Annotated in this window: 19 protein-coding genes; 10 read left to right on the top strand and 9 right to left on the bottom strand. The window is 62.2% G+C overall.

Translation table 11 applies throughout. From position 1 onward, the window contains the following. Positions 1–4: 4 nt before the first annotated feature. Together ACS4RS_RS22655 and ACS4RS_RS22650 are read right to left on the bottom strand one after the other, a co-directional pair. On the bottom strand, positions 5–679 hold the full coding sequence (locus ACS4RS_RS22655; RefSeq protein WP_439013525.1) for an FCD domain-containing protein: 675 nt from the start codon (positions 677–679) through the stop codon (positions 5–7). 38 nt (positions 680–717) lie between these two features. Further along, a complete protein-coding gene (locus tag ACS4RS_RS22650) occupies positions 718–1,386 on the bottom strand; it encodes an FCD domain-containing protein (protein ID WP_439013524.1) in 669 nt (222 codons plus the stop codon). Between the two features lie 493 nt (positions 1,387–1,879). On the opposite strand from ACS4RS_RS22650, the gene ACS4RS_RS22645 reads away from it, so the two are divergent. Continuing rightward, on the top strand, positions 1,880–2,710 hold the full coding sequence (locus tag ACS4RS_RS22645) for an MBL fold metallo-hydrolase (protein WP_439013523.1): 831 nt from the start codon (positions 1,880–1,882) through the stop codon (positions 2,708–2,710). A 75-nt stretch (positions 2,711–2,785) separates the two neighbouring features. Further along, positions 2,786–3,160, top strand: coding sequence for a GFA family protein (locus tag ACS4RS_RS22640; RefSeq protein ID WP_439013522.1), 375 nt, complete (start codon positions 2,786–2,788; stop codon positions 3,158–3,160). Between the two features lie 106 nt (positions 3,161–3,266). On the opposite strand, the gene ACS4RS_RS22635 is transcribed toward ACS4RS_RS22640, so the two are convergent. Both ACS4RS_RS22635 and ACS4RS_RS22630 read right to left on the bottom strand, forming a co-directional pair. Next, complete coding sequence (locus tag ACS4RS_RS22635) at positions 3,267–4,019, bottom strand: polysaccharide deacetylase family protein (RefSeq protein WP_439013521.1); 753 nt, start codon at positions 4,017–4,019, stop codon at positions 3,267–3,269. Next, a complete protein-coding gene (locus ACS4RS_RS22630; RefSeq protein WP_439013520.1) occupies positions 4,016–5,110 on the bottom strand; it encodes a glycosyltransferase in 1,095 nt (364 codons plus the stop codon). Before ACS4RS_RS22630 ends, ACS4RS_RS22635 begins: the two co-directional genes overlap by 4 nt. Before the next feature lie 180 nt (positions 5,111–5,290). Here ACS4RS_RS22630 and ACS4RS_RS22625 point away from each other — a divergent pair, with 180 nt between their 5' ends. After that, complete coding sequence (locus tag ACS4RS_RS22625; protein ID WP_439013519.1) at positions 5,291–7,009, top strand: adenylate/guanylate cyclase domain-containing protein; 1,719 nt, start codon at positions 5,291–5,293, stop codon at positions 7,007–7,009. Further along, positions 7,009–7,887 carry an FkbM family methyltransferase gene (locus ACS4RS_RS22620; RefSeq protein WP_439013518.1) on the top strand — a complete coding sequence of 293 codons (879 nt, stop codon included), beginning with the start codon at positions 7,009–7,011 and terminating at the stop codon, positions 7,885–7,887. Before ACS4RS_RS22625 ends, ACS4RS_RS22620 begins: the two co-directional genes overlap by 1 nt. Before the next feature lie 36 nt (positions 7,888–7,923). Here the strand turns inward: ACS4RS_RS22620 and ACS4RS_RS22615 are convergent, their stop codons facing one another. Next, positions 7,924–8,895: a zinc-binding dehydrogenase gene (locus tag ACS4RS_RS22615; protein ID WP_439013686.1), complete on the bottom strand. Its 972-nt coding sequence runs from the start codon at positions 8,893–8,895 to the stop codon at positions 7,924–7,926. A gap of 69 nt (positions 8,896–8,964) precedes the next feature. Here ACS4RS_RS22615 and ACS4RS_RS22610 point away from each other — a divergent pair, with 69 nt between their 5' ends. Next, positions 8,965–9,858, top strand: coding sequence for a LysR substrate-binding domain-containing protein (locus ACS4RS_RS22610; RefSeq protein ID WP_439013517.1), 894 nt, complete (start codon positions 8,965–8,967; stop codon positions 9,856–9,858). Here ACS4RS_RS22610 and ACS4RS_RS22605 read toward each other — a convergent pair. Next, positions 9,850–9,972: a hypothetical protein gene (locus tag ACS4RS_RS22605; RefSeq protein WP_439013516.1), complete on the bottom strand. Its 123-nt coding sequence runs from the start codon at positions 9,970–9,972 to the stop codon at positions 9,850–9,852. The genes ACS4RS_RS22610 and ACS4RS_RS22605 overlap by 9 nt on opposite strands. A 107-nt stretch (positions 9,973–10,079) precedes the next feature. Next, entirely contained in the window at positions 10,080–10,973 is an 894-nt protein-coding gene (locus tag ACS4RS_RS22600) for an FAD-dependent oxidoreductase (protein ID WP_439013515.1), read from the bottom strand. Between the two features lie 134 nt (positions 10,974–11,107). On the opposite strand from ACS4RS_RS22600, the gene ACS4RS_RS22595 reads away from it, so the two are divergent. Continuing rightward, positions 11,108–11,563 (top strand): Rrf2 family transcriptional regulator, encoded by a 456-nt coding sequence (locus ACS4RS_RS22595; protein WP_439013514.1) that lies wholly within the window; start codon positions 11,108–11,110, stop codon positions 11,561–11,563. 17 nt (positions 11,564–11,580) lie between these two features. Here the strand turns inward: ACS4RS_RS22595 and ACS4RS_RS22590 are convergent, their stop codons facing one another. Then, positions 11,581–12,060, bottom strand: a complete 480-nt coding sequence (locus tag ACS4RS_RS22590; RefSeq protein WP_012555329.1) for a class I SAM-dependent methyltransferase — start codon at positions 12,058–12,060, stop codon at positions 11,581–11,583. 124 nt (positions 12,061–12,184) lie between these two features. Between ACS4RS_RS22590 and ACS4RS_RS22585 the strand changes: the two genes are divergently transcribed. After that, positions 12,185–13,360 carry a DUF3095 domain-containing protein gene (locus ACS4RS_RS22585; protein WP_449314026.1) on the top strand — a complete coding sequence of 392 codons (1,176 nt, stop codon included), beginning with the start codon at positions 12,185–12,187 and terminating at the stop codon, positions 13,358–13,360. 161 nt (positions 13,361–13,521) lie between these two features. Here ACS4RS_RS22585 and ACS4RS_RS22580 read toward each other — a convergent pair whose 3' ends face one another. Beyond that, positions 13,522–14,859, bottom strand: a complete 1,338-nt coding sequence (locus ACS4RS_RS22580; protein WP_003595077.1) for a nucleotide sugar dehydrogenase — start codon at positions 14,857–14,859, stop codon at positions 13,522–13,524. Between the two features lie 621 nt (positions 14,860–15,480). Here ACS4RS_RS22580 and ACS4RS_RS22575 point away from each other — a divergent pair. The 3 genes from ACS4RS_RS22575 to ACS4RS_RS22565 all read left to right on the top strand — a co-directional run bounded on the left by ACS4RS_RS22575 (position 15,481) and on the right by ACS4RS_RS22565 (position 20,775). After that, the gene (locus ACS4RS_RS22575; RefSeq protein ID WP_003595075.1) at positions 15,481–16,824 is read left to right on the top strand and encodes an adenylate/guanylate cyclase domain-containing protein; all 1,344 of its coding nucleotides are present in this window, start codon (positions 15,481–15,483) and stop codon (positions 16,822–16,824) included. A 154-nt stretch (positions 16,825–16,978) separates the two neighbouring features. Next, a complete protein-coding gene (locus ACS4RS_RS22570) occupies positions 16,979–18,868 on the top strand; it encodes an ABC transporter ATP-binding protein (protein WP_449314025.1) in 1,890 nt (629 codons plus the stop codon). Then, positions 18,868–20,775: an ABC transporter substrate-binding protein gene (locus ACS4RS_RS22565; protein ID WP_439013511.1), complete on the top strand. Its 1,908-nt coding sequence runs from the start codon at positions 18,868–18,870 to the stop codon at positions 20,773–20,775. The genes ACS4RS_RS22570 and ACS4RS_RS22565 overlap by 1 nt, the downstream gene beginning before the upstream one ends. The last annotated feature ends 3 nt before the right edge of the window (positions 20,776–20,778 follow it).

Raw genomic sequence — 20,778 nt, 5'->3', positions numbered from 1 at the left:
TCCTTTAGAGAATGCGGCCGCTCTTCAGCACATGTTCGACGCCGCTATGGACATGCCGTCTGACCACCTCGGTCGCACCGGCGACGTCACGCTGAATGGACAGTTCGAACAACAGCCGGTGGTCGTCGACAACAGGTTTTCCGCGAAAACTTTCGGCGAGCATATGGTAACGGAGAAAGCGGTCGAAGACGGACGACAGGGTTGTCATCAACGTCTCCGAATTGCAGGCCGAGACGATCGCCTGATGGAACTCCCAATCGTATCGCACCCAGTCGACGGTGCGCGAGACGTCGCCTGCCAGCAGCTTGCGCTCGGCGGCAGCCAGCCGGTGATGGGCCGCGACGATGCGCCCTTCCCATTCGAGATTGCCCGCAGCGAATGCAAGGCCGATCGCATGCGTTTCAAGAACGATCCTCAGATCGGCAAGCTCCAGCAGCTCCCGCCGCGAAGCCGGGCTGACTTCGAAACCACGCTGCCCTTCGGCGACGACGAGGTTCTCCGTGGTCAGGCGGCTCAGAATTTCACGCAGCGACGAAATGCCGATGGAGTAGCGCTCCTTTGCCTGCTCCAGCTTGATCTTCGCGCCCGGCGGCAATATCCCCGATATGATATCCTGGCGGATCTGCCGAAAAACGACATCGCTTACGGTTTCAGCCGGGTCGTGGACGTGTTTGAGCATGGCTTTTCCCGGTGTGATGGCCCGACGAGCGTCCGCTGTCATTTCAACGTCCCCCGCGCCAAAGCATGCTCGACCCCGCCTTGGATATGGAAGGCAAGCACCCGCTTGGCGGTCTCCGCATCCCGCCGCAAGGCCGCATCCAAAAGCTGTTGATGTTCATCGGCGGCGACGTCGCCCCGGTAGGACAAGGCAACCATCTGATATCGCAGATATTTGTCGAAGATCACCGAATGGGTCTGCATCAGCAGTTTCGATCCGCAGGCCGAAATCAGCGCCTGGTGGAACTCCCAGTCGTAGCGCTTCCAGTCCTCGGCCCTGCTGGTATCGCCGGATGACATCACCTGCTCCATCCGCGCCAGTTTGTAGTGGGCCGCGACAAGCGGCGCCTCCCATTCCACGTCGCCACGCGCGAATGACTGCTCCAAGGCATGGCTCTCGAGGAGCAGCCTCATGGCCGCCGTCTCCTTGAGGTCGGAAACCGACACCGGAGAGACTTCGAACCCCTTTTGTCCTTCGGCAACGACAAGCCCTTCGGATGAGAGCCGGTTCAGCACCTCCCGCAGCGTACTGATGCTGGTCTCGTAGGATTCCTTCAGGCTTTCCAGTTTGAGTTTTTGGCCGGGCGCCAGCCGCCCGAAAATGATGTCGGCGCGAATGCGCCGGTAACTGCTTTCGGCGATGGTCTCGTTCACGACAGGCTGCAGCATCACCGAGTCTCTTATATTTTTCATATCATCGGATATATCGCTTTTCGGCAATACCGATCAAGGAAACATTCGCGCTGCAGCGGGCACAATTTTCTCAGAGGATGCGGCTTTCTACCGAGATTGAACCTGGATAAGGATCCGGCCTCGCCCCACCGGCGCATGCGCCGGCCTTCCGGCCGTCGACTTTAGCGCGATCGGTCGACACTGGATTCGAGCTTGGAAGGGGGCAATTGTTTTTTCGATCGCGCGCAACCATCTAATAGGCATGATTCACGGGAAAATGTCCCCACCCCAGCAGCACGTTTTACCGAAAACCAACCATACTGGGTTGCTTTCCGAGGCGAAAGCCGATTGCTTAGGAAAATCTACTTCTTCTTCCGCTAGCGGTTAGGGGAATGAAAGGGGACACAGGCAAACCCGTGGAATTCTGCTGCTTCGCATCGGGATAAACTATGTTTACGATGGCGGTGCGGGAAGGCCGGTTTGAAGAACGATGACGACAGAACTGTTTCAGTTAAAATTTTGGGGCGTCCGCGGCAGTATTCCCGTCTCGGGCCCCGAGTTCGACCGCTACGGCGGTAACACTTCCTGCATCGAAATTCGCTGCGGAGAACACAGGATGATCTTCGACGCCGGCTCCGGTCTGCGCGAGGCGGGCTTGTCGTTGCTCGCCGACAGCGTCAGCGACGTCGACCTGTTCTTCAGCCACTGCCACTACGACCACATTATCGGCCTGCCCTTCTTCAAGGCGATCTATTATCCCTCGATCAACCTCAACATCTGGTCAGGCCATCTCGACGGCAAGATGAGCACGCGTGAGATGGTCGAGCAGTTCATCAGCCCGCCCTGGTTTCCGGTCAAGACCGACATCTGTCAGGCGACGATGAACTTCCGCGACTTCCATCCCGGCCAGGCGCTGACGCCTCACGAGGGCATCGAGATCAAGACCTTCATGCTCAACCATCCGGGCGGCGCCATCGGCTACCGCATCGAATGGCAGGGCCGTTCGATCGCCCTGATTTATGATATCGAACATATTCCCGGCAGTTATGACCCAGTCTCGCTGGAGATGATGCGGGACGCCGATCTCGTCGTCTACGACTGCACCTACAATGAAGACGAGATGCAGCGTTTCAAGGGCTTCGGCCATTCGACCTGGCAGCACGGCACCGAGCTGGCAAAGATCGCGGGCGCCAAACGCTTCGCCCTCTTCCACCACGCCCCTTCGCGCACGGATGAGCAGCTGGCGCAAATGGAAGCCCAGGCGCAGGCCGCCTTTCCCGGCGCCTTTGCCGCCCGCGATAATCAGATCGTGGTGATATAGCCGACCACCGTGGAACCGATTCCGAGCCGGGCCGTTTTCTCGGGCATCGCAAGATCGTCGAAACAGGTATCAACCATGACAGTATTTTCCGGACAATGCCTTTGCGGGCAGGTGCACATCGCTGTTCGCGGCGAACCCATACGCGTTGGGATCTGTCATTGCATGGACTGTAGGAAGGAGAGCGGTTCGGCCTTCACCTTCTATGGCATCTGGCCCGCCGGCCAATTCGAGCATTCCGGGGAAACCGGCGCGTTCCAAGGCCGGCATTTCTGCACCGGCTGTGGTTCGCGACTGTTTTCCGTCGATGACGAGGAGGCGGAAATCAAGCTCGGCATCCTGTCCGAGGCGCCAACGCCGCTTGTTCCGGGCTACGAACTTTGGATCAAGCGCCGCGAACCGTGGCTACGGCCGGTCCAAGGCGCCGAACAGTTCGAGGAAGACCGAAAATGAGCGGCGACATCGGAAGCGTTCCGATGGCGGCCTCGTCCGGCATCGCCCGATCACCGTTGCAGGCGAGATTTTCTCGGGCGCCTTCACGCCGTCTGATCGGCAATACTCACGGCGTTAGAAGTGCAGCTGCCGGCAACCAATGGACGGCAGGATGGCGGCGCGTCAACGCAAACAGGGCCGACAGGAAATCCCAGGCCGCAGCATCATGCACCAGATGGTGGGTCAGCACGCCGATCGGCTCGTCGCTGCCGGCAAACCGGTCGTGCAGCTCCGCCACCAGCTCGGCCACCAGTTCCTCTTCGGCTCGGCCGCCGCGCGTGCCGTGCCAATCGATGATGTCGACATGGGTGTTGAGCAGCGGTATCGGCCCGTTTTGCCTTGCACGGCCATAGACCGAAAGCGCTGCAAAGCCGAGATCCGGCAGTGCCGGGATGAGGGCGGCGTCGATCCGGTTCCACGGCGGCACCAGCACCGGCAGAAAGCGGGCCGGATAGAGCCGCTGCAGCAGCCGGAAGCCGTCGCTGAGCTCACCGAGCACGATGTCCGCCGGCCGGTCGCCACCGAGCTCCTGCTTTTTCCGCTCCGGCCCGGCATGGTTCGTATGCGCCCACCCGTGCACCGCGACACTGACGCCTGCTTCCTCCACCAGCCGCGCCGCCAATGCCTCGCCTGTCAGGCCGGGAATGACGGCAAGCGTCAGCGGGATCGCGTTGTCGCCGGTCGATGCCAGCAGCGTCTCCAGATCAGGCGTCGGTTCGATCGCGTCGTCGTCCCGCAGCCAGAAGCGGGCCACGCGGCCGGCGGCCTGCCAGCGGTCGAGCTCGCGGCGCAGCGGCTCCCAGCTCATCCTGTCGGTCATCCCATCACTCCTGTTGCTGCATAGTCCCGCAAAATTCCATCCAGCCGCTCGGCCGCCGTCGCCAGCGAGCGCTCCTCGAGCACGAAGCGCCGCGCCGCCTGCCCCATGGCCGCGCGTCTTTCCCTGTCATCAAGCAGGCCAGTCACGGCTGCGGCATAGGCGGCGACATCACCATCCGGCGTCAGCAGGCCGGTCACCCCAGCCTCGACCACGGCGGGCACCCCCGCCGTCTCCTGCGCGACGACAGGCAGCCCGGCGGCCTGGGCTTCCAGATAGGCAAGGCCGTAAGCCTCGCCGCAGCCGGGCCAGACATAGAGGCCGCCGCGCCCGAACAAGCCGGCGATCTCGGCCGCATCCCGCTCGCCCAACCACTCGATGCGGCCGGCGGGGAAAGTGGCAAACAGCGCCTTCACCTCGTGCCGCATCGGGCCATCGCCGATGACAGCAAGCGTCCAGGGTCGGTGTTCGATCAGCCGCAGCGCTTTTGCCAGCATGGCATAACTTGCCATCTTGTCGCCGGCCCGCATCATCGCCACCGTCATCAGCCGCAGCGGATCGGGCGCCGGCGACACCCTCTCGAACAGCGCCGTGTCGATGAAGGGTTTCAGGCCGGCAAACCGCGCCTGCGGAAAGGCGGCCGAAATGCCCGCTTGGTCGCGTTCGGTGAAGCTGATATTGACCGCCGCCTGCCGTATCGCCTCGCCGACGCGTTTCTGCACGCCTGCCCAGCCGGTGCTATCGCGTTTTGCCGCGTAGGACGCTTCGGCGGTGACATAGGGGATGGCGAATCCGGCGGAGATCACCGGCCCGAAAGGGTCGGGCGATTTGTAATAGGGGTGGTAGGAGAACCAGAGCTCGGGTCGCGGCGCTAATGCCCATTTTTGCCGCAACCGCTGCAGTTCGGCACCGATCGCCGGTTCGAGCTTCGTTGCCGCTTCCGGTGTCGCGGCATGGGTGCGAAATTCGGAGACGATCTCGACCTCGTGCCCGGCCATTTCAAGCGCCCGGATCAACAGCCGCGCCATCAGCCGGTCGCCCGACGGCACCGGATGGTTCGGCGATTTCATCGGCGCGTAAAAAGCCACCCGCATGCACAACCCTCATATGAAGACACAGTGTTTCCGGCCGGCATGGCCGGTGGCGAAACTCGGCTATTGTCCATTTCCCTAAAACTTGCGCATAAGCATATGGAATGTGATCGCGATGGAAGCAATTCCGCCTCTTTCTCAATCTCTATGGGCCTGCGGTTGCATCGACAAGAACGGGAATGAATGACGACGGTCTCGGCCACAGGGATTTTTTCGGAGCGTACGATCAGAAGGGCGAGGCTCGGTTCAGGCCTCGTCATTTTCATCTTCGTCCTGCTGCACTTGTCGAACCATGCGATCGGCCTGATTTCCGTGTCCGCAGCCGATAAGGCCGCCCGCCTGTTCATGGCGATCTGGCGCAATCCTGTCGGGACGACCATCTTCTATTCGTCGGTTCTGATCCATATAGCGCTGGTGTTGCGCGCCATTTATATGCGCCGCAGCCTGGTCATGCCAAAGGGCGAAACGGCGCAGATCGTGCTCGGCCTGCTGATCCCGCTGCTTCTCATGGATCATGTCATCGGCACGCGCATCGCCCACGAACTCTACGGCTATATCGATGACTACGAGACGGTCGTCGGCTCGCTGTGGATCCGGGCTCCGGCGAACGGCCTGCGGCAGGCATTCGGTCTCATCGCCGTCTGGATCCACGGCTGCATCGGCCTGCATTTCTGGCTGCGCTACCGCCCCTGGTACCCAGGCCTGGCACCGCTGCTGCTGGCGCTGGCAATCCTCGTGCCGGTGCTCTCGCTGCTCGGCTTCGTCGAAATGGGCCGCACGCTGGCCGACCCCTCCTATCAGCCGGCGATCGCCAACAGCCCCTATAAGGCGACGGTCAACACCCGTTACGCCTCGAACCCGGAGGTTCTCCGCCAGGTTTCGACGATCCGCGCCGGGCTCTATGGCGCTTTTTCGACCGCGCTGCTGATCGTCGTCGCCGCCCGCGCCCGGCGTAGGCTGAAGGAGCGCCTCGACCAGGTGGCCGTGCATTATCCGGGCGGCGAGGTGATCCGTGTGCCGCGCGGCTTCTCGGTGCTCGAGGCAAGCCGGCTCGGCGGCCTGCCGCATTATTCCGTCTGCGGCGGCAAGGGCCAGTGCTCCACCTGCCGGGTGCAGATCTTGGGCGACTACGAGCACCTGCCGGCCCCCGACAAGATGGAACAGACGACCCTGAGGAGAATCAATGCCGGCCCAGATGTGCGGCTTGCCTGCCAGCTTCGCCCGAACCGCGATGTCGCGGTCGCGCCGCTGCTTGTGCCGGCGCTCGAAGCAGCCCTTCCCGCCAACAGCCAGGAGACCAGCCCGGGGCGCGAACGTGAAATCGCCGTGCTCTTCGTCGACATCCGCCATTTCACCACGCTGACGGAAACGCGCCTGCCCTTCGACGTCGTCTTCCTGCTGAACCGCTATTTCGCCATCATCGGCAAGGCGGTGGAGCAGACGGGCGGCCGGCTCGACAAGTTCATCGGCGACGGCGCCATGGCGCTTTTCGGCCTCAACACCGCGCCTGAGGAAGCCTGCCGCCAGGCGCTCAAGGCAGCGGCGGCGATCGTCGCCGAGATCGAGAAACTCGCCGCCGAGCTCGCCGAGGAACTGGCGCTGCCGCTGCGCATCGCGATCGGCATTCACACCGGCCCGGCCGTCGTCGGCACAATGGGCTATGGCCGGGTGCGCAGCATGACGGCGATCGGCGATACCGTGAATGTCGCGAGCCGGCTGGAAAGTGCCGCCAAGGAATTCGAAGCGGCGATCGTCATCTCCGAGCCGGTAGCAACCCTTTCCGGCGCCGATCTTTCCGGCATCGAAAGCCGTGAAATCAGCGTGCGCGGCCGCGCCCTGCCCTTGAAAGTCTATGTCATTCCGAGAGAGAAAGCTGCAGAACCGCTCGAAGGAAAAGCCTGATGCCCGGCAAGCCCTGGCTCACCGCCAAATATTGGAGCCGCCGCCTGCGCAAGGCGCGCAATGCTGCAGCCTCGCGCTTCTTCCACACCCGCTTCGGCCGCCGGCTGCTGATCGAAAATATCGGCCCGCGCGTCGTCTCGATGACGGTCGACGCCGGCGACCATCTGATGACCTTCTCACCTTCTGATTATATCGGCCGCAAGGTCTTCCGGAAGGGTCATTTCGAGCGCGACGCCGTCGACCGGCTGATCGTCATCTTGCGCGAGCGCGGCCTCTTGCGGAAGGATGCGACGCTGCTCGAGATCGGCGGCAATATCGGCACCCAGACCGTCTATTTCGCCTTGAGCCGCACCTACGCCCGGATCGTCAGCATCGAGCCCGACCCGCGCAATTTCCCGCTGCTTGAACTCAACATCCGCCAGAACCGGCTGGAAGAAAAGGTCCGGCTCGTCAATTGCGCCGCCGGCGAGAGCGAAGGCGAAATCGACTTCTTCCTCAACCGCAACAATCACGGCAAGAGCAGCGCCATCCGCCAGAGCCCGACCGACAAAAAGATCAGCGTGCCGGTGAAGCCGGTCTCCGAAATCCTCGCCGGCCTGTCGATCGACCCTGGAGCAATCGGCCTCGTCTGGATGGATATCGAAGGCTACGAGCCGATCGCCTGCCGCTCGATGGAGCCCCTGCTTACCCGCCGCGTGCCGCTCCATATGGAATTCACGCCGCTCTTCTACGGAGCCGAGGGAACAAGAGCCTTCATCTCCATGCTCGCCGGCTACTACGAGGATTGCCTCGTCCTCTTCGAGGACCGCGAGGAGGAGATGAAGGTGCGGGATCTGCCGGGGGAATTCGATCAGTATAACGTGCTGTTTCTGCCGTAGAGGCGGCTACGGAGCCATCCCTTTGCGCGCCATGCTTTAAGGGATCAGCAAAATACTGCCTGCGGCCCGCCCCGACTCCATTTCGATATGCGCTCTTGCAACATCTGCCAGGCTGAACTCGGCAGCGATCTGACAGACAATCCCTGTTTCCATGGCCTGGACTGCCGCCTGCGCCGCCTCGCGGTATCTTCCGACATCGGCGCACCAGGCCATGATGCTCGGGTGAGAGAGCGACTTTCCAGGCCGAAGCTCCTCGACCGGAACCGGTGGAACCGGTCCGGCGGCTTGCCCGATGGTCACAGCCATTCCGAAGGCCCGGACCGAACGAAGACTTTTGACCAGCATATCGCCGCCTATTCCGTCAAAGGCGACATCAACGCCATTGCCATTCGTCAGCAGCTGGACTTCCGCGACGATATCGGCCTCTCGCCCGACGATGAGATGATCTGCGCCGAAGGACTTGGCGAGCACCGCCTTTTCGGGCGTGCTGACGGTGCCGATCACCGTGGCATTGAGCGACTTGGCCCAGCGGACGAGGATGCTTCCAAGCCCACCGGCAGCAGCGTGGACCAGAATACGACTTCCGTCGCGAACATCGCACGTCTTCTTTAGCAGCATGTAGCTCGTCATGCCTTTGAGCAGCGAGCTCGCAGCCGTTTTCGCCGAAACCGAGTCGGGAAGCCTGAGCACTCTTTCAGCGGCAATGGTCCTTGTCGAGCAGTAGGCTCCGACCGGCGGCCCCGCATATGCCACCCGGTCGCCCTCTTTCAAGTCGGTCACGTCAGGACCGACCGCTGCCACGACACCCGCAGCCTCAGCACCGATCACGGCCGGATAGGAGGGCATCGGATAGATGCCCTTCCGATGATAGATGTCCAGGAAGTTGGTCCCGATCGCTTCATGACGAATTTTTATCTCGCCCCGACCGGGAGCGGCCGGACGGTGATCCTGTACCTGAAACCGCGTGACGTCGCCGGGGGCGTTCAACATTACGATCTGATCTGTCATCGTGAGATCTCCTTGATGCGCACAGGCTACCGGCTGGCCAAACCTGTGAAAATTCCCTATTGCTGCACAATGAGTGGGAACAAATTCACACAACTCGATTGGGACGACTTGCGGCATTTTCTGGCGCTGGCGCAGTCGGGAACGTTTCTCGGCGCGGCAAAGCAGCTGGGGGTCGAACACGCGACCATAAGCCGGCGCGTCTCATCGCTTGAGGCAAAGCTGGAACGCAAGCTCATCGACCGTCGCGGGCGGCGCGTCATTCTCACTCTGGAAGGGGAGAAGGTTGCCAAGCATGCCGCTGTCATCGCCCTGCAGACTGCCGCGGTCGAGCAGATTGGGCGCAGCAGTGCGACGGAAGTGCGTGGCCATGTGCGGATCAGCGCCCCACCCGCTCTTTCGAGCGTGCTTCTGGCAAAACCGATCGTCGCCATCCGGCGCGATCATCCGGGTGTTCAGATTACGCTTGTTGGCGAAAAGCGGTTCACCTCCTTAAACAGGCGCGAAGCGGACATTGCGGTTCGGCTGTCGAGACCGGAAGATGGCGACTATTCGATCACCAAGCTCCAGGAGATGACTTTCAATCTCTTCGCTTCGAAGCGTTATCTCGAAACCGTTGCGCCGTCCGAATGGACCTTTATCGGCTACGATGAAGCGATGAATGCCTCGCCGCAGCAGCTGCGTCTCAAGGAGGTGGCCGCCGGCCGCCCAATTGCGTTGAGATCGTCCGTTCTGGAGTTTCAGGTCGCGGCCGCAAGGCTCGACGGGGGTGTCGTCATGCTACCCGATTTCGCAGTCCCTGGAGATCTCCAGCGCATCGAGGGCGAACATGCTCTGGTAAGGGAGCTGTGGTTGGTCGTGCACTCGGAGATCAAGGACTTTCCGTCCATTCGTGTCGTCCTCGATGCGCTCAAGAGCGCGTTCAAAGCGAAGCCTCGTGCCGGCGGGCCCCATTTGTCAGAGTAAATCGACAATATCAGCCAGAAGCGGAAGATCGACCTTGCGCGCGGCGGCATTGACGGGAACGGGCAGCGATCCCACCGCATCCTCCTGCGGCGTGGGCGCTGCGCGCGATGCCATCAGAGGGAAGCGGAACCGGAGTGTCGGCGAGTGTTCTGAGATAGGCGATCACATCAAGCCGATCGGTTTCATCCGGCGCGCCACGGATTTCCATGCACCTGCGCAAACTACATCACCAGCGATTGATGGCAATGAACGCCGGCAAGCACGCCCGAAGCGGAAGCGAGTGTGGCATTGTGCATGGCGCTTGCCGCATCGCCGGCCGCAAAGACGCCCCTGACGGTGGTTTCTTTATTGTCGCCGTTGCGAATGACCGGCCCGAACGGGCCGTCATCGAAGACGCAGCCGAGCTGTTCGGCAAGCGGGCTCGCCATCGCCGTTTTCGGAGCGACGAAGACGGCGTCGAGTGGAAGGACGCGCCCATCGGCGAGGCGAACGGCGTCAAGCCCGGGATTATCGCCCAATAATTCGACGATAGGACTGCGCTCGATCCGGACGCCACGGGCGCTCAGCCGCACGAGCTGCTCTTCATCGGGCTCGAACTGTGCCTGGGTGAAAAAGGTCGTCGCTCCCCAGTCGGGAATCAGCATGGCCGAATGCGCCGAATGCGGATGGTTTGCCAGAACGCCGAGCTTGCCGCCGCTCACCTCGTAACCGTGGCAATAAGGGCAGTGCAGTGCGGAGCGGCCCCATCTTTCCCGCAGGCCTGATATCTCTGGCAGCGTATCGTTCACCCCGGTCGCCAGAACAAGGCGCGCGGCTTTCTCTTCGCCCCCGCCTTCTACGTTGATGACGAATTCGTCACCATCGCACTGCGCCTGGACGACTTTGCCTGTGCGAATGGTGATGTTCGGATAAAGCGAGAGTTGTCGCTTTCCCTCCCGCATGATCGCCGCCGGCGTCTGGCCGTCCTGGCCGAGGAAGCCATGCGAGGCCTGCGAAAACCGATTTCGCGGCGCGCCTGCGTCGACGAGCAAAACCCGCCGCCGCGCCCGGGTAAGCTGCATGGCTGCCGACAGACCGGCGAAATTTCCGCCGATGACAATGGCTTCGAACGACATGAGCCTCTCCTTTGACGTTGCCGCGGTCATGGATCAACATAAGTTACATGATACAATCCGGTCAAGGGTCACGTTACTTGTCTTGTTACGATTGACTTGCGATAGTGGCCCGCTCGATCGACAGGACGAAAATCATGCGCAATGATAGCCGCCTCTCCCGAATGCTGCACGTGCTGATCCACATGGACAGGCATCAGCATTCGGCGACCTCCGAGATGATCGCCAAGATGCTGAATACCAATCCCGTCGTCGTCCGTCGCACCATGGCCGGCTTGCGGGAACGGGGTTATGTGCGCTCCGAAAAGGGTCATGGTGGCGGCTGGACACTGGTGCGTCCGTTGTCGGAAATCACCCTGCTCGATGTCTACAACGCTCTCGGCGAACCACATCTCTTCGCCATCGGCCCAGCCGACGATCAGCCGAAGTGCCTTGTGGAACAGGCAGTGAATAGCGTCCTTCAAGACGCGATGAAGGAAGCGGAGGCCCTACTCCTGCGGCGGCTGGGCAGCGTAACACTGGAGGAAATCGCCGCCGACTTCGAGGCGAAACTTACCGCGCGCTGGGCGACGTCGTATCCCTGCGCCTCGTGAGCGCCGCCTACAACCGCTTATCCTCTCCGATACAGAAAATACCGCCCTTCCTTGATCCCCTCCGGCAGCGGCAGCGCCACCAGCTCGGCATGCTCCAGCGGCAGGCCGCTGACGGCGATGCCGTTTGGGGCGAGCACGCCGGCCATCAGCTGCGGCAGCCAGGTGAGCGTTACCGCGTCGATCTCGTCATGGCCGGTGCCGATATCGGCGTGGGCGAGCGCAGCGCCGATGCCGAGGAAGGCCTGGCCGGACTCGCGGATATTGCCGGTCACCATATCTTCCGCCGCTGGCGTCGAGGCCGAATAGGAGCGGACCTCCCAGTCGAAGGCGACGATGCGGCGGCCGGGGAAATTTTCGCGCAGGTGATCGTAGGTGCGGCCGTTGCCGAGGCCGAATTCCAGCACCGGGCCTTCGATTTCGCCGACCAGATCGATGATCGCGTTCAAAATGTCGCGTTGGGCCGTCAACCGGCGAATGAAGCTGTCGAGGCGGCTCATCTAATCCGTATCCGTGATGAAAAATCGTCCGCGGGTGCTAACACATGAAACCTTGCCAAGTCGATTGCCGTAAATGGGAAATGGCGTTGCAGTGGCAACATGGGTCTGTGCTAAGCTGGATGACATGAAAACCGTGACCGACGAAGAATTCTTTGCCGCCGTGCCGCTGTTCAGCGCCTTCGAGGGCGTGACCGATGCCGCCAATTACCGGCCGCTGCCGGATGGCTGGGTGCTGGCGCTTGCCGATATCGTCGGCTCGACGCAGGCAATCGCCGGCGGACGCTACAAGGACGTCAACATGGCGGGCGCCAGCGTCATTTCGGCCGTGTTGAATGCCGTCGGCAAGGGCGATTATCCCTTCGTCTTCGGCGGCGACGGCGCGCTGATTGCGCTTCCGGGCTCGCTGGAGCAGGCGGCGCGCGACGCCCTTTCCGCCGTGCAGATCTGGGTCGAGGAGGATCTCGGCCTGATGCTGCGCGTCGCCATCGTTCCGGTCACCGACACCCGCGCCGAGGGGCTTGACGTGCGCGTCGCGCGTTACTCGGCAAGCCCGCACGTCACCTATGCGATGTTCTGGGGCGGCGGCACCAGCTGGGCGGAACGACAGATGAAGCTCGGCCATTACGCCGTCGAGCGCGCGGCGGCCGGAACACGCCCCGATCTCACCGGCCTTTCCTGCCGCTGGAGCCCGATCGATGCGCAGAACGGCGAGATCGTCTCGATCATCGCGGTGCCCGGCGAAGGCCGGCCGGGCGAGGAATTCCGCAACCTCGTCAACGGTATCGTCGCCATCACCAGTGAGCAGAACCGCGGCAGCCATCCGGTGCCGGCCGACGGCCCGGAGCTTGCCTTCTCGCTGCACGGCATCAATCGCGAGGCTAAGGCCACAGCACCCGCCGGCCGGCGCTTGCGCCAGAAGCTCATCATCTTCCTGCAGCTCGCCATCACGGTGGTCTGCTATCGGCTCGGCATTCCGCTCGGCCGCTTCGATGCGCGCCGCTACAAGCGCGACGTCGCCGGCAATTCCGATTTCCGCAAATTCGACGACGGGTTGAAGATGACGGTCGACGTCGACGCCGAACATCTGAAACGGATCGAGACGCTGCTGGAAGCGGCGCGCGCCAAGGGCATTGCCCGCTACGGCCTGCATCGGCAGGCCTCGGCGCTGATGACCTGCTTCGTGCCGACGCCGATTTCGCGCGACCATATGCATTTCATCGACGGCGCGTCGGGCGGTTATGCGGTAGCCGCCAGCCGGATGACCGGCAAATCACTTTCTGCAGCGCCGAGCGTCATTTGAGAGGCGCACCGAAAAAAGCAAAACCCGCCGCTTTGAGGCGACGGGCTGATCTTATCCTGATTTAGGGAAGGACTTATTTGAAATGGCAACGCCCGGTCGGGGTGGTTTCTTTGTCGCCGTCATCATAGCGGATCGACTCGGCTTATGCCGTCGCGCTGCTTTTATGCCTTGATGACGTGATCGGCCGAAAGGCCTAGCCGGTTGAAGACGTTGCGGGTGTCGATGATCAGCGTAGCGCTTTTTGCGAGCGCCGCATAATCCACGCTGTCATGGTCGGTCGCAATCAGCACCGCATCGTAACCGCTCACAGCTTCCGGCGTCAGCGCCGCCGATCGGCGGCCCTTCAGCGCCTGGTATTCGCGTGTCGGCGGGATCTCGGCGACGAAGGGATCGTGATAATCCGCCCGTCCGCCGCGTTCCTCGATGATCTCGATCAGCCGCAGCGACGGGCTCTCTCTAATATCAGCTACGTTCTTCTTGTAGGCGAGCCCGATCACCAGCACCTTGCTGCGGCTCAGCGCCTTGCCGGCGCGGATATCGAGCGCTTCGGCAAGCTTGCCGACGACATAACGCGGCATCGCCGAATTGATCTCGCCAGCGAGCTCGATAAAGCGGGTTGGGAGCTCGTATTCGCGCGATTTCCAGGTGAGGTAGAAGGGATCGATCGGGATGCAGTGGCCGCCGAGGCCGGGGCCGGGATAGAAGGGCATGTAGCCGAAGGGCTTGGTCTTGGCCGCATCGATCACTTCCCAGACGTCGATGCCCATCGCCGCATAGACGGTCTTCAGCTCGTTGACGAGGGCGATGTTGACCGAGCGGAAGATGTTTTCGGTGAGCTTGACCGCCTCGGCCGTCGCATTCGAGGAGACCGGAACGACGGTCGATACCGCCGCGCCGTAGAAGGCTTTCATCAAGGACAGCGCCTCGGGACCGTCGCCGGCGACGACCTTCGGGATGGTGGCGGTATGATAATGCTGATTGCCCGGATCCTCGCGCTCCGGGGAGAAGCCGACGAAGAAATCCGAACCGGATTTCAGCCCGGTGCCTTCGAGGATGACCTTGACGATATCGTCGGTCGTGCCGGGATAGGTGGTCGATTCCAGCACGACGAGCTGGCCAGGGCGCAGATGCCCAGCAATCGAGCGCGACGTCGCCTCGACGAAGGAGAGATCGGGATCGCGATGTTTGGTCAGCGGCGTCGGCACGCAGATGATGATGACGTCGCACTCGGCGAGCCCGGCGAAATCGGTGGTCGCCTGGAAGCGGCGAGCCTCGATCTCCGCGGCAAGCGCCTCATTGCTGACGGCGTCGATATAGGAACGGCGGGCATCGAGCGCCACCATCTTGGAGGGATCGATGTCGAAGCCGGTGACCGCAAATCCGCTGCGCGCCACCGCCATCGCCAGTGGCAGGCCGACATAACCGAGCCCGATAACGCCGGCGCGGGCGTTGCGGGTTTCGATTTTCTGCAAAAGCGTGTCGAAGGTGGAGATGGCCAAGGCGGGATCTTTCGGAACGGGGAAGAGGAAGCTGATCTAATGCATGATCGCGGTGAATTAAACCCGGGGTTCTCTTCTCCCCGAGTGGCACTAGCGTTCGGTTGGCGAACAAGGCCCCTCCCCAACCCCTCCCACAAGGGGGCGGGGCTAACTCACGGCGCGCCGGTGTGCCCTCTTTCGACCACAGCGTTCTCGGCGATGATTTTTAGTGGAGGCGATGCGGCAAGTTAAGCCCCTCCCCCTTGTGGGGAGGGGTTTAGGCAGCCGGGAGGTGCCGGCCTCACCGATCTCCTGGGCTGATAGAACCCTTACCCGGGTGTGGCTAAAATGCCCCGCCGCCGCCCTTTGCTACAACTTGAAGGCACAAAAAAATTCCGCTCCCATTGTTTCGCATTTGCAGCATCCCTATTTTGACTTTCGATAATAAACCGCCGCGAAAGGACTGCCCGTCCGGTCCCCGATAGGGGAGCAGAGGGGTGCCGCTGTCGGGCTTTCGGCAGATCGTTGACAAATAATACCGCTCGTACATCCTGATTTCCTTGTGACCTGCGCATGAAAATGTGCCGGCAGGGGGATTTTTGGCTCTTGGGGATGGCGTGCCTTATGAGGATCATACCGAGAATGAGCACGATCGAATCCAGCGTGTCCTCCATCCTGTTGGACCGGGTCGCTGAATGGCTGACGAATTCTTCGCTGGCCGGAGACGAGCTTGAAAACATCGTGCGCGGTTTCTGCGAGAGGATTGCGTCGGCCGGCCTGCCGATCGCACGGGTGCATCTGACCTTTTCGATGCTGCATCCGCTTTACGACGCTTTGAGCTTCACCTGGCGGCGCGCGAGCGGCGTCACCATCGAGGGCTTCCGCATGCCGGCCGGGCAGAAGCCGGACCGTTTTCTGCAGAGCCCCTATTATTACCTGCTCGACAACAACCTGCAGCACATCCGCCGCCGCCTGATGCAGGAAGGGCCGGCCGAATTTCCGATCTTCGAGGACCTGCGCAAGGACGCCATCACCGATTACCTCGCCTTCGTGCAGCCCTTCGGCGACGGCTCGGTGCAGGGCATGATGGGCTCCTGGTCGACCGACCACCACAACGGCTTTTCCGACGACATGATCGACGCGCTTCTTCGGATGCAGAACCATCTGGCGGTCGCCGCCAAGATGGCCGTGCTCGGCAAGCTCGCCAACAACATGCTGACCACCTATCTCGGCGGCGATGCCGGCAAGCGGGTGCTGAACGGCCAGATCCGCCGCGGCGACGGCGAGACGATCCGTGCGGCACTCGTCATGGGCGACATGCGCGAATCCACCATGTATGCCGAAAAGGAAGGCCGCCAGGCCTACATCGACACGCTGAACCAGTTCTTCGACGCGATCGCGGCGCCCTTCAACCGCAACGGCGGGGAGATCCTGAGCTTCCTCGGCGACGGCTTCCTCGCCGTCTATCCCTGCGGGCGCCACAAGGACCCGTCGAAAATCGCCTGCGAGGCAGCGCTTTCCGCCGTCCATCAGGCGCAGGCGCGGGTCGCCGAACTCAACAAGGACCGCGAGGCGAAAGGCCTCAGCAAGGTCGGCTACGGTATCGGCCTGCATGTCGGCAACGTCATGTTCGGCAATGTCGGCCTGAAAGACCGGCTGACCTTTTCCGCCTTCGGCTCGGCCGTCAACGAGGTGCAGCGGCTGCAGATCCTGACCAAGAAATACGGCCGCGAGGTCGTCGCCAGCCAGGCTTTCGCCGGTTATTGCGGCGGCGAATGGACGACGCTCGGCGAAGAAAAGCTGCGCGGCATCCGCCAGAAGGTGACCGTACTGCAGCCGCGGGCGCCGGCCCCCGAGATCAACGTCGACGAGGGCTTCCGCGAGTCGGTGCAGAACGGGCTTTCCGAGGCCGAGCAAGTCATTCTCCTGCACCGGGACGCGAAGAAACACGTGGAGCGTACAACCATGGAGAAGTTCATCCAGTAGATACTCGAATGCCTGCAATGAATCTGCGCGTCTCGCCTGGGGAACTTCGGCGAGATGTAGTGGTTTTCCCTTGACTGTCATCTGCTAGACACCCCGTTTGCGGTACGATAGTGTGCCTTAACGGGAACATAGAAGACTGGGGAATTTCATTGGTATGGCGTCTGCAGCCGATTTGTTGCGTATTGAAAATCTCGACATCTCCTTCTCGGTTTTCGGCGACCGGCTGCGTGTCGTAAAGGAAGCCAATCTTCGCATCCTTCCAGGCAAGGTTACCGCTCTCGTCGGCAGATCCGGCTCCGGCAAATCGGTGATCAGCCAGTCGGTGATGGGCATCCTGCCCAACCCGGCCAGTGCTTCCGGCAGCATCCTTTTCACCGATCCGCTCGACGGCAACACGACGGATATCCTGTCGCTTTCGCGCGACAGCGAGGAAATGCGTGATCTGCGCGGCCGGCGCATGGCGACGATCTTTCAGGAGCCGATGACTTCGCTTTCGCCGCTGCACACGGTCGGCAACCAGATCAGCGAAGTGCTTTTGATCCATACCAAGACCGACAAGCGGGAAGCGCGCGAAAAGACCGAAGAAATGCTCGGTCTTGTCGGTTTTACCAATCCGCACCGCACCTACGACATGTATCCGTTCGAACTGTCGGGCGGCATGCGCCAGCGCGCGATGATCGCCATGGCGCTAATCTGCAAGCCCGCGCTGTTGATTGCCGACGAGCCGACGACGGCGCTCGACGTGACAATCCAGGCGCAGATCCTCGAATTGCTGCGCGAGCTGCAGGCCAAGCTCGGCATGGCGATGCTGCTCATCACCCACGATCTCGGCATCGTCGCCAACATGGCTGACGAGGTGGTCGTCATCTATCACGGCGAGATCATGGAAGCCGGGCCGGTCGAGGCAATCTTCCGCAATCCGCAGCATCCCTATCTCAAGGCCCTGATGGCCGCCGTTCCGCATTTCGACATGAAACCCGGAGAGCGGCTGAAGGCGCTGCGCGACGTGCCGGTCAATCTCGAGACCCTTGTCGGCAAGAAGAAGCCGTTGCAGGCGGAGGCGCCGGGCACGCTGCTTTCGGTCGCCAACCTCTCGAAAACCTATAAGACGCGCAGGCGCAGTCTGCTCGGCAAGCACGAAGCCGCCGTCGTGCACGCCGTCGACGACGTCAGCTTCGACATCCGCCGCGGCGAATGCCTTGGCCTTGTCGGCGAATCCGGTTGCGGCAAGACGACGCTCAGCAAAATCCTGATGCGCGCCATCACGCCCGACAGCGGCGCGGTGGTGTTCAACGACGGCAAGGACGTGATCGACGTGCTTTCGGTGCGCGGCGAGGCACTTCAGGATATGCGCACCAAGATCCAGATGGTGTTCCAGGATCCGGTCTCCTCGCTCTCGCCGCGCATGACGGTGCGCAACATCCTCAGCGAACCGCTTGAGATCCACGACCGCGGCGACAGTGACGAGCGCAAGCGCAAGGTCGAAGGCTTGATGGCGGCGATCGGCCTCGACAAGCGTTACCTCAGCCGTTACCCGCACAGCTTCTCGGGCGGTCAGCGTCAGCGCATCGGCATCGCCCGTGCGCTTGCGCTCGGCCCGAAACTCGTCATCCTCGACGAGCCGGTCTCGGCCCTCGACGTCTCCGTGCAGGCGCAGATCCTCAACCTGTTGAAGGACCTGCAGAAGGAACTGGGACTGACCTATCTGTTCATCTCGCACAATCTCGCCGTCGTCGATTACATGGCCGACCGCATCGCCGTGATGTGCAAGGGCCGCATCGTCGAGATCGCACCGCGTGAGATCATCCTGCGCGATCCGGTGCACCCCTATACGAAATCGCTGCTCGCCGCCGTCCCCTTCCCCGATCTCGACCGGCCGCTCGATTTCAAGGCGCTCCAGGAAAACGGCGCCGCCGACAAACAGAACTGGGGTGCGACCTTTACCGCCGAGCATGACGATGCCGCCGAGCTTGCCTATGCCGATCTCGGCGATGGCCATCTGGTGCGCGCCCGCAAAGGCGCCGATGCCAGGGAGTTGCGCTGATGGTGACGCGTCGCACCTTTCTCGGCGGCCTTGTCGGCGCGGCAATCGCCCCGGCAGTGCTTCGGGCGGAACAGGCCGGCGAGCCTGAGTTTCTCAAGGAACGGCTGGCATCGGGCAGCCTGCCGCCGATGGCCGAGCGCATTCCCGCCCGCCCGCGCATCGTCAACCTGAAACAGATGGGGCTTGCACCCGGCAGTTACGGCGGCACGGTGCGCACGATCATCGGCAGCCAGCGCGACATCCGCTTCATGACGATCTATGGCTATGCCCGCCTGATCGGCTACGACAAGCACCTGCAGTTCCAGCCGGATATCCTCGCCGACTTCCACTCGGAAGACGATACGGTCTTCACCTTCACGCTGCGCGAGGGCCATAAATGGTCCGACGGAGAGCCGTTCACGACCGACGACTTCCGCTACTGGTGGGAAGACGTCATCCTGAACGACAAGCTGACACCAGGCGGCGGCGCGCTGGAGCTTCGCCCGCACGGCAGCCTGCCGCGCTTCGAGGTGCTCGATCCGCTGACGGTGCGCTACACCTGGGAAAAACCCAACCCGATGTTCCTGCCGACGCTGGCCGGCCCCATCCCGCTCGTCATCGTCGGGCCCGCGCATTATCTCAAGCAGTTCCATAAGAAGTTCCAGCCCGACGAGGCGAAGATGGAACAGATGATGCAGGCCAACCGCGTCAAGAAATGGCAGGACCTGCACATCAAGATGGCCCGCTCCTACCGGCCGGAGAATCCCAACCTGCCGACGCTCGATCCCTGGCACAACACGACGCCGCTGCCGGCCGAGCAATTCGTCTTCGAGCGAAACCCGTTCTTCCACCGTGTCGACGAGACTGGCAGGCAGCTCCCCTACCTCGACCGGTTCGTCCTTAATGTCTCCTCCTCGTCGATCATTGCCGCCAAGGCGGGTGCCGGCGAGGCTGACCTGCAGGCGACCGGCATCGACTTCAACGACTATACCTTCCTCAAGGAGGCCGAGAAGCGCTTCCCGGTGAAGGTCAATCTCTGGAAGGTGGCGCGCGGATCACGCATCACGCTCCTGCCGAACCTCAACTGCGCCGACGAGGTATGGCGCGGCCTTTTCCGCGATGTGCGTCTGCGCCGCGCCTTGTCGCTGGCGATCGACCGGCACGAGATCAACATGGTCGCCTTCTACGGCTTGGGAACGCCAAGCGCCGACACCGTCCTGCCCGATAGCCCGCTGTTCAAGCAGGAATATGCCGATGCCTTCGTGAAGTTCGATGCCGACGAGGCCAACCGGCTGCTCGACGAGGTAGGCCTGACCAAGCGCGACGATGACGGCATAAGGCTGCTGCCGGACGGGCGGCGCGCCGAGATCATCGTCGAAACCGCCGGCGAGAGCAATCTCGATACCGACGTGCTGGAGCTGGTGCACGATCATTGGGCCAATATCGGCCTTGCGCTTTATACCCGCACCTCGCAGCGCGACGTCTTCCGCAACCGCGCCATGAGCGGCTCGATTATGATGTCGATCTGGTATGGCCTCGACAATGGCGTGCCGACGGCCGACATGTCGCCCTCGGGGCTGGCGCCGACCCTCGACGATCAGTTGCAATGGCCGCTCTGGGGCATGTATTACCTCTCGGCGGGCCAGGAGGGCGTAGCCCCGGACTTGCCTGAGGCTGCCGAACTGGTCGACCTGCTCGGCCAGTGGGGCTCGACGGCGAAATTTGAGGAGCGGCAGGTGATCTGGCACAAGATGCTGTCGCTCTATACGCAGCAGGTGTTCTCGATCGGGCTGATCAACAGCACGCTGCAGCCAATCCTTTGCGCCGCCAAGCTGCAGAACCTGCCGGAGAAAGCCCTCTACGGCTTCGATCCCACCTCCTATCTCGGCATCTACATGCCGGATGCATTCTGGTACAAGGAGGCCTGAGGC

It is taken from the genome of Rhizobium sp. F40D2, assembly GCF_051810745.2.
Taxonomy (GTDB): domain Bacteria; phylum Pseudomonadota; class Alphaproteobacteria; order Rhizobiales; family Rhizobiaceae; genus Rhizobium.
The sequence above is the reverse complement of the archived record's forward strand: the minus strand, read 5'-3'. Positions and strand labels throughout refer to the sequence as shown.

Coding starts and splice junctions, on each gene's coding strand:
- ACS4RS_RS22655 (WP_439013525.1), bottom strand. CDS start 679: ATGCTCAAACACGTCCACGACCCGGCTGAAACCGTAAGCGATGTCGTT.
- ACS4RS_RS22650 (WP_439013524.1), bottom strand. CDS start 1,386: ATGCTGCAGCCTGTCGTGAACGAGACCATCGCCGAAAGCAGTTACCGG.
- ACS4RS_RS22645 (WP_439013523.1), top strand. CDS start 1,880: ATGACGACAGAACTGTTTCAGTTAAAATTTTGGGGCGTCCGCGGCAGT.
- ACS4RS_RS22640 (WP_439013522.1), top strand. CDS start 2,786: ATGACAGTATTTTCCGGACAATGCCTTTGCGGGCAGGTGCACATCGCT.
- ACS4RS_RS22635 (WP_439013521.1), bottom strand. CDS start 4,019: ATGACCGACAGGATGAGCTGGGAGCCGCTGCGCCGCGAGCTCGACCGC.
- ACS4RS_RS22630 (WP_439013520.1), bottom strand. CDS start 5,110: ATGCGGGTGGCTTTTTACGCGCCGATGAAATCGCCGAACCATCCGGTG.
- ACS4RS_RS22625 (WP_439013519.1), top strand. CDS start 5,291: ATGACGACGGTCTCGGCCACAGGGATTTTTTCGGAGCGTACGATCAGA.
- ACS4RS_RS22620 (WP_439013518.1), top strand. CDS start 7,009: ATGCCCGGCAAGCCCTGGCTCACCGCCAAATATTGGAGCCGCCGCCTG.
- ACS4RS_RS22615 (WP_439013686.1), bottom strand. CDS start 8,895: ATGACAGATCAGATCGTAATGTTGAACGCCCCCGGCGACGTCACGCGG.
- ACS4RS_RS22610 (WP_439013517.1), top strand. CDS start 8,965: ATGAGTGGGAACAAATTCACACAACTCGATTGGGACGACTTGCGGCAT.
- ACS4RS_RS22605 (WP_439013516.1), bottom strand. CDS start 9,972: ATGGCATCGCGCGCAGCGCCCACGCCGCAGGAGGATGCGGTGGGATCG.
- ACS4RS_RS22600 (WP_439013515.1), bottom strand. CDS start 10,973: ATGTCGTTCGAAGCCATTGTCATCGGCGGAAATTTCGCCGGTCTGTCG.
- ACS4RS_RS22595 (WP_439013514.1), top strand. CDS start 11,108: ATGCGCAATGATAGCCGCCTCTCCCGAATGCTGCACGTGCTGATCCAC.
- ACS4RS_RS22590 (WP_012555329.1), bottom strand. CDS start 12,060: ATGAGCCGCCTCGACAGCTTCATTCGCCGGTTGACGGCCCAACGCGAC.
- ACS4RS_RS22585 (WP_449314026.1), top strand. CDS start 12,185: ATGAAAACCGTGACCGACGAAGAATTCTTTGCCGCCGTGCCGCTGTTC.
- ACS4RS_RS22575 (WP_003595075.1), top strand. CDS start 15,481: ATGAGCACGATCGAATCCAGCGTGTCCTCCATCCTGTTGGACCGGGTC.
- ACS4RS_RS22570 (WP_449314025.1), top strand. CDS start 16,979: ATGGCGTCTGCAGCCGATTTGTTGCGTATTGAAAATCTCGACATCTCC.
- ACS4RS_RS22565 (WP_439013511.1), top strand. CDS start 18,868: ATGGTGACGCGTCGCACCTTTCTCGGCGGCCTTGTCGGCGCGGCAATC.